The 15113-nt window shown below is 61.2% G+C and carries 12 protein-coding genes and 2 pseudogenes; 7 read left to right on the forward strand and 7 right to left on the reverse strand.

Annotation, left to right across the window (positions count from 1 at the left end; translation table 11 throughout):
• The 5 genes from DI606_RS16795 to DI606_RS16815 all read right to left on the reverse strand — a co-directional run.
• The coding region (locus DI606_RS16795; RefSeq protein ID WP_293985057.1) for an ArsO family NAD(P)H-dependent flavin-containing monooxygenase at nucleotides 1-997 on the reverse strand (997 nt) is incomplete at its 3' end.
• A 3-nt stretch (nucleotides 998-1000) separates the two neighbouring features.
• Nucleotides 1001-1237, reverse strand: a complete 237-nt coding sequence (locus DI606_RS16800) for a thioredoxin family protein (RefSeq protein WP_216313544.1) — start codon at nucleotides 1235-1237, stop codon at nucleotides 1001-1003.
• A gap of 12 nt (nucleotides 1238-1249) precedes the next feature.
• Nucleotides 1250-2296, reverse strand: a complete 1047-nt coding sequence (locus DI606_RS16805; RefSeq protein WP_216313542.1) for a permease — start codon at nucleotides 2294-2296, stop codon at nucleotides 1250-1252.
• A gap of 1 nt (nucleotide 2297) precedes the next feature.
• Nucleotides 2298-2612, reverse strand: coding sequence for a helix-turn-helix transcriptional regulator (locus tag DI606_RS16810; protein WP_216313540.1), 315 nt, complete (start codon nucleotides 2610-2612; stop codon nucleotides 2298-2300).
• A 487-nt stretch (nucleotides 2613-3099) separates the two neighbouring features.
• Nucleotides 3100-3798 (reverse strand): hypothetical protein, encoded by a 699-nt coding sequence (locus DI606_RS16815; protein ID WP_293985061.1) that lies wholly within the window; start codon nucleotides 3796-3798, stop codon nucleotides 3100-3102.
• A gap of 668 nt (nucleotides 3799-4466) precedes the next feature.
• On the opposite strand from DI606_RS16815, the gene DI606_RS16820 reads away from it, so the two are divergent.
• From DI606_RS16820 to DI606_RS16845, 6 genes and pseudogenes are all read left to right on the forward strand, one after another.
• Entirely contained in the window at nucleotides 4467-5993 is a 1527-nt protein-coding gene (locus tag DI606_RS16820) for an acetyl-CoA hydrolase/transferase family protein (RefSeq protein WP_216313946.1), read from the forward strand.
• Nucleotides 5994-6080: 87 nt separating this feature from the next.
• Nucleotides 6081-7643: a L,D-transpeptidase family protein gene (locus DI606_RS16825; RefSeq protein WP_293985062.1), complete on the forward strand. Its 1563-nt coding sequence runs from the start codon at nucleotides 6081-6083 to the stop codon at nucleotides 7641-7643.
• A gap of 118 nt (nucleotides 7644-7761) precedes the next feature.
• Entirely contained in the window at nucleotides 7762-8463 is a 702-nt protein-coding gene (locus tag DI606_RS16830; protein WP_293985064.1) for a VIT family protein, read from the forward strand.
• Between the two features lie 66 nt (nucleotides 8464-8529).
• Nucleotides 8530-11133: a cation-translocating P-type ATPase gene (locus tag DI606_RS16835; RefSeq protein WP_293985066.1), complete on the forward strand. Its 2604-nt coding sequence runs from the start codon at nucleotides 8530-8532 to the stop codon at nucleotides 11131-11133.
• A gap of 54 nt (nucleotides 11134-11187) precedes the next feature.
• Nucleotides 11188-11382, forward strand: a complete 195-nt coding sequence (locus DI606_RS16840) for a hypothetical protein (RefSeq protein ID WP_293985067.1) — start codon at nucleotides 11188-11190, stop codon at nucleotides 11380-11382.
• 29 nt (nucleotides 11383-11411) lie between these two features.
• A pseudogene (locus DI606_RS16845) lies at nucleotides 11412-11510 on the forward strand (IS5/IS1182 family transposase); the annotation flags it as partial.
• A gap of 4 nt (nucleotides 11511-11514) precedes the next feature.
• Here DI606_RS16845 and DI606_RS20375 read toward each other — a convergent pair.
• On the reverse strand, nucleotides 11515-11871 hold the full coding sequence (locus DI606_RS20375) for a DUF5655 domain-containing protein (protein WP_367119489.1): 357 nt from the start codon (nucleotides 11869-11871) through the stop codon (nucleotides 11515-11517).
• Between the two features lie 157 nt (nucleotides 11872-12028).
• Nucleotides 12029-13202: pseudogene (gdhA, locus tag DI606_RS16850) on the reverse strand (NADP-specific glutamate dehydrogenase); the annotation flags it as partial.
• Between the two features lie 128 nt (nucleotides 13203-13330).
• On the opposite strand from gdhA, the gene DI606_RS16855 reads away from it, so the two are divergent.
• Nucleotides 13331-14920, forward strand: coding sequence for an FMN-binding glutamate synthase family protein (locus DI606_RS16855; RefSeq protein ID WP_293985068.1), 1590 nt, complete (start codon nucleotides 13331-13333; stop codon nucleotides 14918-14920).
• Nucleotides 14921-15113: the final 193 nt, after the last annotated feature.

Genomic DNA, 15113 nt, shown 5'->3' on the forward strand with positions numbered 1-15113 from the left:
TTCTTGCAGCGCCCATCAGAGTAGCCGATCCTGGGCCGCTCCAGTCGCCATAGCCCGCGAGCCAGAGCCGCGGCTCCTTGATCGAGCGCTGGCCATCGACCAACACGCGCCCATCTTCCTCGACCACACCGAGCGGTGCCAGGTGATCGAGCGCAGGGCGAAAGCCGGTGCACCAGATGATCGCGTCGACTTGCGTTTCCGAACCGTCGACCCAGACAACGCCCTTGGCCGTCATCCGTTCGAAGGGGCGCACAGAACTGAGGTCTCCGCGCGCGCGGGCTTCCTTGACCGGGGGGACCATGACGATATCCCCGATGCCGCCTACCGGCGTGTCGCTCGGGCCAGCCTTCATTCGCGCGACTGCGCGTTCGAACAGGACGCGGCCATCGACATCGTCGGGCAGGAATAGCGGATCGTGGGCTGTGACCCACAGGGTGCGTGCGACGGGGGCCAGCTCTGCCATAATCTGGGCGCCGCTGTTGCCGCCCCCGACCACCAGCAGCGTTTGCCCGCTATAATCCTCGGGACGGACATAATGGGCCGAATGGACCTGCGCGCCCTTGAATGCGTCGCGCCCCTCGATTTCGGGGATGTAGGGATGCGACCAGGTGCCGGTGGCGCTGACTACCGCACGAGCGGCGAGGCGGCCCTTGTCAGTCACCACTTCGAGGAGCTCATCGGCACGCTCGACAGTCTCCACCCGGACCGGGCGCCGGATCGGGAACTCGTATCGCGCCTCATAGCGGCCAAGATAATCGAGAACATCGTCGCGGGTCGGATAGCCTTCATGGGCGGGCGGCGGCATCAGCCAGCCCGGCAGCGAACTGTAGCCGGCGGGCGAGAACAGGCGCAGCGAATCCCAACCATGCCGCCAGGCGCCGCCGGCACCATCCTCGGCATCAAGGATCAGGAAGTCCGCCCCGGCCCGGCGCAGGTAGTAGCCCAGCGACAGCCCCATCTGGCCGCCGCCGATGATGACGATGTCGTGCGTTTCCATTCCTCAGGCCTGAAGCCAGCGCTGGAGATCGTCGGTCTTGGGAAGACCTCCGGCATGAACCACCTTGCCGTCGATGACGATGCCGGGCGTCGAGACGATGCCGAATTTGGCGATGGCCTCATAGTCGGTGATCTTCTCGACCGAGACGTCGATCCCGAGCTTGGCGGCCTCGACCTTGACCATCTCTTCGGTGGTCTTGCAGCGGGCGCAGCCCGGACCCAGAACTTTCACTTCTTTCATCGCATTATCCTTTCATGAAAACAGGAAATTGAACAGGAACCCCACAGTCAGGATGCCGGAAGCAACCACCGCGACGAAGACGGCAATCAGCTTCACGCTCAGCACCTTGCGCAGGATGATCATTTCCGGGAGGGACAGGGCGATCACCGACATCATGAAGGCGAGCACGGTGCCCAAGGCAGCGCCCTTGCCGAGCAGGGCCTCGACGACGGGGATGATGCCGGCGGCATTCGAATACATCGGCACGCCGAGCAGCACTGCCGCAGGCACCGACCACCAGGCGTCAGCGCCCATGATCCGCGACAGCAATTCGGCAGGGACATAACCGTGGATGTAGGCGCCGACCGCGATCCCGGTGATGATCCAGTACCAGACCTTGCCGACGATCTCCTTGACCGCGTCCCAACCAGCCTCGAACCGGTCGAACCAGGTCAGTTCGTCGGGCTGGAGATCGACGTCGCCTGCGCGAATATTGCGGACCCACTCCTCCAGCCAGCCTTCGAGATGGAGGCGTCCGATGACCCAGCCCGAGACAATCGCAATCATGAGGCCGAAGGCGAGATAGGTCAGGGCGACCTTCCACCCCAACAGCGCGAAGAGCAGGCCAAGCGCGACCTCGTTGATCATTGGCGCGGCGATCAGGAAGGAGAACGTGACGCCAAGCGGCACGCCTGCGGAGACGAAGCCGACGAACAGCGGCACGGCTGAGCACGAGCAGAACGGCGTGAAGATGCCGAGCCCGGCAGCGGCGACATTGCCAAGCCCTTCGCGCTTGCCCGCAAGGATCGCACGCGTGCGTTCGGGCGAAAAGAAGCTGCGGACCACGCCCATTGCGAAGACGACGAGCGCCAGGAGCATCAGCACCTTGGGCGTATCATAGATGAAGAATTCCACCGACGAGGCGAGCGCGCTGCCTTGCGGGATTGGCAGTTGCACCACTGCCCAGCGCGAAAAGGGCTGGAGTTGCCGGTAAAGCGCGAACCAGATTGCCACGGCGAGGGCGATGCCGCCGATCCAGGCACCGGTCGATCGCTTGAGGGGAAGGCCCTGCGTGGGCATGTCATGCAACTTTCATTTGGGCGGCGATCACCGCAGGCCTTGCCGCAAGCACGGCATCAATGATGGCGACCCATGCCTCAGGGATATCGGGGTTGCGGCGATAGCGCACCCACTGGGCGTCTCGCCGATCCGTGAGCAATCCGGCGGTCCTGAGCCGCGTCATATGGCGCGACATGCGCGATTGCGATGCGCCGAGACGATCCATCAGCTCGCACACACAATGCTCCTGCCCGTCCCAAACGACCTGAAGCGCGGCGAGCCGTGTCGGTTCGGACAGGGCCGCCAGCAGATCTTCGAGGGAGGAGCGGGGGATCATGCCAATGCGCATATGCGTCCATCCGCATGAATCCATTGACCTTGGTCAAACCGATATCTGGCTCGGTGTGCATGTCGATACGCGCCACATGCCGCGGGTGCGGGCAGTCATGGATGCTTTCGTTGAGGCTCTGCGGAGCAATTCCGCAATCCTCGTTCCCGGGTCTTGAGGTAGCCGTCTGCGCTGGGGTTTGCCGACTTGTTCGCGGCCATGCATCCGGATGAATGCTGGCCGGAGGCATGTGTCCGCCGGTTGCATCCACTCGCCCTGCCAACAATGACGGATTGGCAAATCACGTCACGATTTTTTCTGCATCAGTCGAATCCATACAATCGCAAATCCAGAAAGGATGTAAGCGGGAAAGCGCGACCCGAAGGGCTCGTGGCTTTTGTGCTGCGTGTTCCTGACTTTCAAAGCGGTTCCTGGACTTGGTCTGGCGAACCGCTTTTTTTTGCCGATTGCATAGTTCAGAAACAGCAATCCCACCTCACATCGGTTCGGCGCAGCCCTTCCGCAGCTCGTCATGGACCAGGAGCTCAACGGCCACAGGGTAGCTCTTGTCCGACATGCCGTCCGAACAGCTGGGTGTCTTACGGGTCCGCAATACGAACGGTCGACCGTCAAGCGCGCCCGTCCACATGCCACCAAGCTGCGTTGCCGTGTACCGGGTCCAGAGCCGGGTGCCGGGCTGATCCTCCGGGTGGGAATAAGTGACGCAGCGACCTTCGATTCGCGCGGCCCAGAATGGTTCGGTGCCGATTGCGCGCATGGGCTGTGCCGAAAGTTCCCGGCCGTCCTGAACGAGGCAGGGGCTGACCGTTCGGCCTGGCATTCCCGCGCGCGGTGTCCCCACTGCTGCCCGGTTGCGGCAGCCGGCGACGAACGACCCGACAACGTCCTCGGGCACAGCAGGATGGGGACCACTGGTCTGGGAGCCATAGCTTGCCGAGACCGGGCCGCCCACGAGCGCCGCGAGGTTAGCCGGAACCGCTCCCGCCGCGCTGACGCCGCCAAGCCGGCGATCGCCGCGGAAATCTGCGACAAGCGCTTCCACTTCGCCGCCACTGCCAAATGACAGCCGCTCCTCGCTGCCGGTCGGCGTGAAACCGGGCACGTTGACTTGCAGCCGGTTTCCTCCCGAAGGGCAAGTGAGAGACAGGATCGGGTTGCCGGTTTGTGCCTGCAAGACCAGTACACTGGCCTCAGCGCTTGGCTGCAAGACCCAAAGCGCATCCGGGCGCTTCGCGGTTTGAGCCGTCGGTGAGTCCGCAGGCCGGTCATCCACTGCCGATGCGCTGCTGCCGTTCCGGGTATCTTCCTGACGATCACAAGCGCCTAGAAGCATTGCGGGAATGATGATCGGAAGTAGGTTGCGCACCCGCGTATCCATGCATGTGAGGTTTCGGCAAACCTGTAAGGCGCGTTGCATCCCGACGGACGCCGAGTCTGCAAGGCATGTCATTGCCAAAGCATTACTTCTTTGGGCTCCCAGGGGCAAATCGCATGACGGGCATTGTGCCGTTGCTGTGCGGTTGCAGGCTGCCATTTAATATATCCAGGATAGTCGGCGAAATGCCCGCGCACTGGCCCGGCGCCACAACGATGCAGGCGCCGGATTTTTGCGCTCATCGTTCAACGCCCATCACGCTTTATCATTCCCTCAGAGGTCCATATCGTTGCATCATATTCAAAAGAGCTGATCGCAAATCCCCAATCGATCTATTTAGCGACGGGCTCTAACGCGGACTTTCCCAACTTTGCTGGCTTGGCCTGCGTCATCTGAAAACGGCGTTGATCGACCATGAACTGCCACCTACGCAGCTGCGCCTGACCAACAACAACGGAGATTGCGAATTGACCAGTTCACGCATTGCGAACGTCGCGCTCCAATCGCGAGTGATGGGTGCCGATGCCGCCGCCCTGCTGATCGCGCCGGGCACCACGGTGGGCATGAGCGGTTTTACCGGCTCCGGCTATCCCAAGGCAGTTCCGCTGGCGCTGGCGCGGCGGATCGAGGCGGCGCACGATGCCGGCGATCCCTTCTCGATCAGCGTGTGGACCGGCGCTTCCACCGGTCCCGAGCTGGACGGCGCTCTGGCCAAGGCCAAGGGCATCGACTTTCGCCTGCCCTACAATTCCGATCCGATTGCCCGCGGACAGATCAACCGCGGCGAAATGAACTATTTCGACATGCACCTTAGCCAGGTCGCGCCGATGGCGTGGCAGGGCTTCCTCGGCCCGCTGGATACCGCGCTGGTCGAAGTAACCGCGATCCTGCCAGACGGTTCGCTTGTCCCCGCCTCGTCAGTGGGCAACAACAAGACCTGGCTGGACCGCGCAGACCAGATCATCCTTGAGGTCAATCGCTGGCAGAACCCGGCGCTCGAGGGAATGCACGACATCTATTATGGAACGGCCCTGCCGCCGCACCGCGTGCCGATCCCGCTGATCAGGCCAGATGACCGGATCGGCCAGCCCACCTTTCGCTGCGATCCTGCCAAGATCGTCGCCATTGTCGAAACCGACACGCCTGATCGCAATCAGGCGTTCAAGGCGCCCGACCAGAGCGCGTTGCTGATCGCCGGGCACCTGTTGGAATTCTTCGCGCATGAAGTGGCGAAGGGGCGGCTTCCGGCCAACCTGCTGCCGCTGCAATCGGGCGTCGGCAACATCGCTAACGCCGTGCTGACCGGCCTGATCGACAGTCCGTTCGAGAACATGACTGCCTATACCGAGGTCTTGCAGGACGGAATGCTCGACCTGCTCACTGCGGGCAAGCTGCGGATGGCATCGTCGACCGCGTTTTCGCTCAGCCCGGAGGCCGCACACGCACTGAATGCCGATATGGACCGCTACCGAGAACGGATCATCCTGCGCCCGCAGGAAATGAGCAATCATCCAGAACTGATCCGGCGGCTCGGCTGCATCGCCATGAACGGCATGATCGAGGCGGATATATACGGCAACGTCAATTCCACCCATGTCATGGGATCGGCGATCCAGAACGGTATCGGCGGTTCGGGCGATTTTGCCCGCAATGCCTATATCTCGATCTTCATGGCGCCTTCGACCGCCAAGGGTGGGGCGATCTCGACGATTGTGCCGCAAGTCAGCCATGTCGATCACATCAATCAGGATGTGCAGGTGATCGTGACTGAACGTGGCCTGGCCGATTTGCGCGGGCTTGCGCCAAAGCAGCGTGCCCGGCTCGTTATCGAGAAATGCGTTCACCCTGACTATAGGGCAATGCTCGCCGATTATTACGAGCGGGCACTGCGCGATTCCTATGGTAAGCACTCGCCCGCCTTGCTGGGCGAAGCCCTATCCTGGCACCAACGCTTCATCGCGACTGGCTCCATGCAATTCTTTTCGGGACAGTGAGGTTCCAATAAGCGCATCAATTGAACTGGCGAGGTAGAGCACGGATGTATCGGCGCTTACGCCATCAAGCTTGGAAGATGACCGCCCGTGCCTTTGAAACTAAAACATATTTTTCCGGTGGTCCTTGTGCTGACTGCCGGTTGCAGCGGTCCAGAGGTAAGCAAAACAAGGGAACCTGAGGCTCAATCAGAACTTTCTGAGCTCCCCCCGAGCATTCCAGCTGCGGAATTGCAGGCAGAGGCGCAGGACACACAAGTCCGCGAGTTCTACGAAAAGGCCGGCTGGGCGGCCATTTGGTCGCCGCGTGCAGAGCAGGCATTGAGGGCCGCGCTTGGAAAGCGGGCGGACCACGGCCTGGACCGCGTGCATTTTCACCCGGAATTATCGAAGCTATCCGCCCCAGCGCGCGAGATTGCCCTGACCAGTGCTGCCCTGATGTTCGCAGGCGCGCTGGCTCGCGGTGTCGCTGATCCAGCGAAGCTCCACACCATATACACCCATCCTCGCCCTGAGGTAGATCTCGCATCAGGATTGGCCACAGCGGTTCGGGCTGGCCGGGTGGATGCATGGCTGGATAGCCTCGCGCCGGATACCCCTGAGTATCGCGCTTTGGCGGACACCTACCTGCAGCAGCAAAAGGCAGCGTCCCAGGAGAACGTCGCGCAGATTGCCAGCGGAGACCTGATCCATCCAGGCGACCGGGATCCACGGATCCCGCGGATCGTGACGGCGCTCGTGGAACATCGCTACCTGGCTATGCCGGTGACGACCGAGGCCTCGCCATCGCAGGCCGTAGATGGCACCCTTTACACCGTAGGTATCGTAAGGGCCGTGAAGGCCTTCCAGCACGACTACGACATCAGGGATGACGGTGTCATCGGCGTCGATACTTTATCCATTCTCAATGTGCGGCCTGGCGACCATGCGCGGTCGATTGCGGTGGCGATGGAACGATTGCGCTGGCTCACACGCGAGCCACCGGCGACACGCATCGACGTGAATACTGCGGCGGCTGAACTGAGCTATTTCCGCGATGGCGAACTGGTCGATCAGCGCAACGTCGTCGTCGGCAAGCCGGGCAAGGAAACGCCGCAAATATCCACTTCCATGTTCCGCCTCGTTGCCAATCCCACATGGACGGTGCCGAAATCGATCCAGAGGGGGGAATTGGCCGGAAAAAGTGCAGCCTATTTCCGGCGCAACAACATGAGCTGGCGCAACGGCTGGATCGTTCAAGGGCCCGGGCCCCGCAACTCGCTTGGCCTCGTCAAGTTCGACCTGCAAAACAGCCTGGCAATCTATCTGCACGACACGCCCGCAAAAACGCTGTTCGACAAGCACCAGCGTCAATTGAGCCATGGTTGCGTCCGCGTCAGTGACGCGCTGGGTTTTGCCCAAATGCTCGCTGAACAGCAGGGTATCGCCGACCAATGGTCCAGGGCGCGTGCGAGCGGCAAGATCGCTTACGTCAGGTTCCCCGAAGCGATACCCGTCAGGCTGCTCTATCGCACCGTCTATGTGAGCCAGGCCAACCAGGTGACGTACCGGACAGATCCCTACGGCTGGAATGTTGCCGTTGCAGAGGCGCTTGGCTTTGGCAAAGATGCCGGCAAGCAGTTCAGGAGCGATGTAGACGACATCGGGCCGTGATGTCTCGTGCCGCCTCTGCCTTTCTATTCGGATTGTTCAGGGCGGACACGATTCAATCTACCGGATACCGATCAATATTTTGCAATTAAGTTTAACGTCAATGTCAGGAGAAACACCGGTGTCCCGACTTCACCTACACCCGGAAAGCCATCTCGTCTCGCGCATCGGCTGGTTGCGGGCGGCTGTTCTCGGGGCCAATGACGGGATCGTTTCGACGGCCAGTCTAATCGTAGGCGTGGCAGCGGCATCCACCGCCACCTCCGAGGTTCTGATCGCAGGCGTCGCCGGCCTCGTCGCCGGGGCCATGTCCATGGCTGCGGGCGAATATGTTTCCGTCAGTTCCCAATCGGACACCGAACAAGCCGATCTCGCCCGCGAGCAGGCAGAGCTAGCCGGCCAGCCGGATTACGAATGCGAGGAACTGACACGCATCTACATGGACCGTGGTGTCGATGCAGACCTCGCCCGACAGGTGGCTATCCAGCTGATGGCAAAGGACTCGCTCGGTGCCCATGCGCGCGACGAACTTGGCATTTCGGAGATGACCGCAGCTCGCCCGATCCTGGCGGCGCTAACCTCTGCAGCGACATTCGCCGCTGGCGCTGCCATGCCGCTCGCCATGGTCTTGCTGATGCCGCGCTCCCTGCTGGTGGCGGGCGTCTCGATTGCCTCGCTGATTTTTCTGGCTCTTCTCGGGGGCATCGGCGCGCGCGCTGGCGGAGCCAAGGTCGTGAGGGCCACCCTGCGCGTAACCTTCTGGGGCGCTCTAGCCATGGCATTGACGGCAGGCATCGGAACGATCTTCGGGACGGTGGTCTGATCGTCTTGAGGAATCGCAACCCAGATCAAGTCCGGCAATTCCGGTTGCAAGCAAGGCCCGAGAGTTATGACGAATCCTGAAATCTCGGGGCAACAGCCAAGCCAGGCTTCGCTCTCCGGATTGAGCGACGCCGAGGCCGCCGAGCGCCTGAGGACGGAAGGTTACAATGAACTGCCGCGTACCGGGCAGCGCACATTTGCGCGCATTATCCTTGATGTCCTGCGCGAACCCATGCTGGCGATGCTGATCGGGGCGGGCCTCCTATACATGGCCCTGGGCGACCTTCAGGAAGCCCTGATCCTGGTTGCGTTCGCCGGGCTTTCGATCCTCATCACTGTCGTCCAGGAAACCCGCACCGAACGGGCGCTCGAAGCTCTGCGCGATCTGACCAGTCCGCGGGCTCTCGTCATCCGCGATGGGGCAAGGAAGCGCATCGCCGGGCGGGAGGTGGCGCGTGGCGATCTCGTGGTGCTGGCCGAAGGCGATCGGGTGCCCGCCGACGGATGGATCACGCAAAATGACGGGCTTCATCTCGACGAATCGCTGCTGACCGGGGAATCCGTTGCCGTCCGCAAGACCGCCTGCGGGGCTGATGCGCCAACGGCCATGGCGCGTCCGGGTGGAGACGACCTGCCGTTCGTCTATTCGGGATCGCTGGTCGTGCGCGGGACGGGGCTTTGCGCCGTCACCGCAACAGGTCTTGCCAGCGAGATCGGTCGCATCGGCCGTGTTCTCTCCACGCTTGAAACCGAAGCGCCCCGCCTCAGGCAGCAGACGCGCCGGTTGGTGTTGTGGTTTGCGGCGACGGGCGCTGCGGCCAGCGTGCTCGTTGTCCTTCTTTACGGACTGTTTCGCGGGAGCTGGCTGGAGGCCGCACTGGCCGGGATAGCGCTCGGCATGTCGATGCTGCCCGAGGAATTCCCGGTGGTGCTCACCATCTTCATGGCGATGGGCGCCATGCGCATGTCTCGCAACCGGGTGCTGACCCGCCGGGCGGCAGCGATCGAGACACTGGGTGCTGCCACGACCCTTTGCACCGACAAGACCGGCACGCTGACGCAGAACCGGATGCGGATAGCCGAACTGCGTCTCCCTGACGGCCGCATCCTGCTGCATGACGATCAGCAGAAACTCCTGCTGGAGGACGAATTCCACCTTCTCGCCGAGTTCGGCATTCTGGCCAGCGCCCAGCAGCCGCTGGACCCCATGGAAGTGGCCTTCCACGAACTCGGTGATGAACACGCGCCGGAAACCGTGAGGGTGCGCCAGAACGCTGGCTGGACACTGGACCATCACTATCCGCTCGACCCCGCCCTGCTGGCGATGTCGCATGTGTGGGGCAACCCGGATACGGCCGAGGAACGGATCATCGCCACGAAAGGCGCGCCTGAAGCGGTCGCCGAACTTTGCGGTATGACCGGAAACGAGAAGGCGAGGCTGAAGGACACCATCGATGCCATGGCCAGCAAGGGATTGCGGGTGCTGGGCGTTGCCGATGCGCGCTGGTCCGGCGCTGAACTGCCGAAATCACAGCGAGCCTTCAGCTTCACTTTCCGTGGCCTGGTCGGCCTTGCCGATCCCCTGCGCGCTTCGGTCCCCGATGCCGTGCGCCACTGCCGCGAGGCCGGCATCCGCATCATCATGATCACCGGCGATTACCCGCAGACTGCCCGCGCCATCGCGCGGCAGGCAGGGATAGATGCCGACAATGTGCTGACGGGCGAAGACCTGGCGGCCATGTCTGAAGACGACCTCAGGCAGCGCATCGGCTCGGTCAACGTCTGTGCGCGCATCATGCCGGAACAGAAACTACGTCTCGTCGAGGCGTTGAAGGCATCGAGAGAAATCGTCGCCATGACGGGCGACGGCGTAAACGATGCGCCTTCGCTCAAGGCGGCACATATCGGCATCGCCATGGGCGGACGCGGCACCGATGTTGCCCGCGAGGCGTCGGCCATCGTGCTGCTCGATGATGACTTCGGCTCGATCGTCAAGGCCATCCGTATGGGACGGCGAATCTATGACAACCTGCGAAAGGCAATGGGCTTCATCGTGGCCGTGCATCTTCCGATCGCTGGCCTGGCGCTGCTTCCGCTGCTGACCGGCATGCCCTTGTTGCTGGGGCCCATCCATATCGCTTTCCTGGAGATGATCATAGATCCGGTCTGTTCGCTCGCCTTCGAGGCCGAGGAGGACGAGCGCAATGTCATGGCCAGACCGCCGCGCGGACCGGATACACCATTGTTTTCGCGCTGGCTGGTCGGCTGGTCGGTTCTTCAGGGCAGCGTTACATTTGGCGCTACCGGGGGGCTGACACTGTATTTCTGGGAGTCCGGCATGGGCGAGGAACAGCTCCGTTCCACTGCCTTTCTTGCGCTCGTTCTCGCAATCACGAGCCTGATCCTGATCAATCGCCGCTTCAGCGCGTCAATCACTGCGGCCGTCCTCAGGGTAAATCCGACGCTCGCCACAGTCCTTGGGCTGGTGACCATCATCCTGCTGGCAACGCAGATTATTTCCCCGATTGCCGACCTGTTCGATTTTGCGCGCGTTGAGGCCGGCTCGAATAGGTGGGCTTTGACCCCGGTCATGGCAAAACCGGACCTGGAAGGTCATAATAGAAAGATGTTACGATCAGATCCGACCCCGCTTCGGCTCAGGATCCAGTAGGATGGGGATCAGCCTGCTCACCTTCGAAACCTCGTGCAGCGTTCGCAGCGCTGGATGAAGCAGACGAAAGCTGATCGTCACGATGCAGGGCTGACCGACAAGGACATCGAACAGCGGCTATTCTGGGACAGCCTTGCCGCCAGACTGGTGCGCAAATGGCGGACAATTCGCCTGCCGATCGCGCTCGCCTTCGCCGTGCTTGCCTCCGTCCACATCCTCTCCACTTTCCTGTCCTGGAGATGGCAATGAAGCGCTCCGTCTGGACCGGTATGTCGCTGGTCAAGGACTGTCGTCGCATCCACACCCACTATGACCGATGCGCCCACACCTTCGTTTCCGCCATATGCATCGCCGCAACTGTCATCTTCTGGCTCTGATCAGTCACGTAGCAGATGTGCATGCCTCCCGTAGCCACTCCCGAACCTGGTGGTCGACTTCTGTTGCGCCATTGATCTCCAGGTGATGAGTGAAGCGACCTGGCTTGGGCTCGACTATTTCCTTCCAGCGCAGAGATCGGTCTCTTCGCTGTAGGAAAATGCTCAAAACCAGCGGTGGATGGCTTCCGCTGAGATATTGGTTCGGCCGCCAAACAGCGGCAAATGGGTACTTCCGATAGAACCCGATCTGACTTTTGGATACGCGCCGTTCCGCTTCGCCAACTGCTCTCACCGCAGAGTCGATTGCGGAGAATATCGAGCGGGCGCGCGCGTCCGACCCAAGATAGTCTCTCTCATTCACGCAAAAAGACCCTGCAACCCCTTCCTCTCAATTCGTGGCAGAGCGGGGATTTCTCCAGTAGGTTGCTAACACATCTTGCTAGCGACCATCGCCCCCTGAATGCTGCAACACCGGCGAGCTCAGCTGCAACCCCATCATCAATGAGTCATCCTGAGCCGCGCGAGGCATTCTGCTGCATTTCCAGGGCTGAAGTCGCAACTCCGCCGGCATTGGCCGCCTTGCCCGGCCCAAACAGCACTCCCGCGCCCTGGAAGACGCGGACGGCATCGGGCGTACAGGGCATGTTCGCCCCTTCGCCCACAGCCACCACCCCGTTCTTGACCAGTGTGCGTGCATCCTTGCCGGTCAACTCGTTCTGCGTAGCCGATGGCATGGCAACATCACACGGAACTTCCCAGATCGAACCGCCCTCAATGTAATGGGTGCCGTTGCCTTTCCTGCGCGCATATTGCGAGATCCGTTCGCGGCGAATCTCCTTGATCTCTTTGACCAGATCGAGATCGATGCCGCTTTCATCGACAATGTAGCCATTGGAGTCCGAGCAGGCGATGACAATGCCGCCGAACTGCCGGATCTTTTCAATCGTGTAGATTGCCACGTTGCCGGAACCCGACACCACGCATTTGCGGCCTTCGAAATCCATGCCCTTGGTAGCGAGCATGCTCGAGACGAAATAGGTTGCCCCGAACCCGGTGGCTTCGGTCCCGCGCCCGTGAGCCGCCGTAGACCAGCCCCTTGCCGGTCAGCACCCCGGCTTCGTACCGATTTGTCAAGCGCTTGAACTGGCCAAAGAGGTAACCGATCTCGCGCCCGCCAACGCCTACGTCGCCAGCAGGCACATCGGTGTATTCGCCCAGATGTCGTTGCAATTCAGTCATGAATGACTGGCAAAAACGCATGACCTCGCCATCGGAGCGTCCACGAGGATTAAAATCCGAGCCGCCCTTGCCACCACCAATCGGCAGTCCTGTAAGCGCATTCTTGAAGATCTGCTCGAACCCAAGGAACTTGATGATCCCGAGGTTGACCGAAGGGTGGAACCGCAGGCCACCCTTGTAGGGGCCGAGCGCGGAGTTGAATTGGACGCGAAAGCCACGATTGATCTGCACCTGGCCCTGATCGTCAACCCATGGCACGCGGAAAATGATCTGACGTTCAGGCTCGCATAGACGCTCTATCAGGGCATGATCGGCATAATAGGGCTTCTTGGCGATCACGCGCCCGAGACTTTCCAGCACCTCGATGACGGCTTGGTGAAACTCGGTTTCGCCGGCATTGCGGCGCAGCACCTCGGCGAGGATGGGTTCAAGCTTTTCATCAATCTTGGTCATTGAAATTTCCTGGGTCCGACGCTGGGGTGGGCTACTGCTTGCGTGCATAAGCGAGAGTGACCGACTTTTCGATAGACGTGCTACCGTGCTGGCAATTGTGGTCGTGCTGACGGAGCTTTGCATTGTTCTTGAAACGTTTCTCGGTCTTTGGCTGCGCCCTTCTTGCGGCTGTTGTCTCTGGTGCTTTTCTCCCTGCGGCTTGGGCCGTCTCCGTTTTTGCAATTTCGGGGGCCTTGGCCCTGATTGGCCTGTTTGACCTCGCGCAGCCGGTCCATTCGATCCGGCGCAATTACCCAATCATTGGCCGCATGCGCTGGCTCTTCGAGGACATTCGTCCAGAGATACGTCAATATCTGATCGAGGATGACCATGAGCAGCTGCCGTTTTCCCGGAGCCAACGGTCATTGGTCTACGCGCGGTCGAAGAACGAAAGCAGCGAGCGCGCATTTGGCACCCAGCTCGATGTCTATGAAAACGGCTATGAATTTATCGGGCATTCGAACCGCCCGGTGCCCCCCGGTGATCCCGCCACGTTCCGCGTCGACATTGGCGGGGGCGATTGCAGGCAAAGCTACCGAGCATCAATCCTGAACATCTCGGCGATGAGCTTCGGATCGCTGAGTGCCAACGCCATTCTAGCACTGAACCAGGGCGCAAAGCTTGGAAGCTTTGCCCATGACACCGGCGAGGGGAGTATCAGTCCGCACCACAGGCACCATGGCGGCGATCTGATCTGGGAAATCGGCAGCGGGTATTTTGGCTGCAGGAACGCCGATGGCGCCTTTGATCAACGAGCCTTTGAGGAGAAAGCCACAGATCCGCAGGTCAAGATGATCGAGATCAAGCTCACCCAGGGCGCCAAACCTGGCCACGGCGGAATTCTGCCGGCCAGCAAGATCACAGAAGAAATCGCCCAGACCCGCGGTGTGCCAATGGGCCAGGACTGCGTTTCTCCCGCCCGGCACAGTGCCTTTTCCACGCCGAACGAGTTGATGGCCTTTATCGCGGAGCTCAGGCAGCTTTCCGGCGGCAAGCCTGTCGGGTTCAAGCTGTGCATTGGCCAGCCGTGGGAATTCATGGGTATGGTCAAGGCCATGATGGACACAGGCATCCTGCCTGATTTCGTCGTGGTCGATGGTGCAGAGGGCGGGACAGGCGCGTCGCCTCTCGAGTTTTCAGATCATCTCGGCATGCCCATGCGGGAAGGCCTGCTCTTTGTGCACAACACCTTGGTCGGCACGGGCCTGCGCGACAGGATCAGGATCGGCGCTGCGGGAAAGATAGTCAGCGCCTTCGACATCGCTGCGACGCGCGCCCTGGGTGCCGACTGGGTGAATGCCGCGCGAGGGTTTATGTTCGCTCTGGGGTGCGTTCAATCGCTGTCCTGCAATACCAACCGTTGTCCCGTCGGCGTCGCGACGCAGGATCCGCTGCTCCAGCGCGCCCTGGTGGTGCCCGAAAAGGCCGAACGCGTGTTTAATTTTCACAGGAATACGCTTCATGCGCTGGCGGAAATGCTGGCCGCCGCAGGCCTCGATCATCCCAGCCAGATCGGTCCGCATCACTTGGTGCGTCGGGTCAGTCAGACCGAGGTCCGCCTGTTTTCGCAACTTCACACCTTCCTGGCCGAAGGAGAATTGCTAAGCGGAAGCTGTCACTCCAGTTTCTACAAGAACGTGTGGGACATAGCCCGTGCTGACAGCTTCGAGTTGTTGTGACATCTTTTCCGGCGCGGCGTGAAGCCTGGATAATTGATAGTCCGGCCACTGGGTTCACGTATGTCAAATCAAGCTGGCCCATCGACTTTGCAGTTGAATGAAGGAAGGCCGAAGGCAGGGATAGGATTCGGATTTCTGAGCCCGCAACAGGAGGTTGGAAGCTCTCGGGAGACTTCCCCTGGAGCAACTGCTA

Origin of the sequence: Sphingobium sp., assembly GCF_003248505.1 — a bacterium.
Taxonomy (GTDB): domain Bacteria; phylum Pseudomonadota; class Alphaproteobacteria; order Sphingomonadales; family Sphingomonadaceae; genus Sphingobium.

What these genes read in the sequence shown, in the direction of transcription:
- DI606_RS16805 (WP_216313542.1), bottom strand. Translation starts at nt 2,296, where the DNA reads ATGCCCACGCAGGGCCTTCCCCTCAAGCGATCGACCGGTGCCTGGATC.
- DI606_RS16810 (WP_216313540.1), bottom strand. Translation starts at nt 2,612, where the DNA reads ATGATCCCCCGCTCCTCCCTCGAAGATCTGCTGGCGGCCCTGTCCGAA.
- DI606_RS16835 (WP_293985066.1), top strand. Translation starts at nt 8,530, where the DNA reads ATGACGAATCCTGAAATCTCGGGGCAACAGCCAAGCCAGGCTTCGCTC.
- DI606_RS16800 (WP_216313544.1), bottom strand. Translation starts at nt 1,237, where the DNA reads ATGAAAGAAGTGAAAGTTCTGGGTCCGGGCTGCGCCCGCTGCAAGACC.
- DI606_RS16840 (WP_293985067.1), top strand. Translation starts at nt 11,188, where the DNA reads ATGAAGCAGACGAAAGCTGATCGTCACGATGCAGGGCTGACCGACAAG.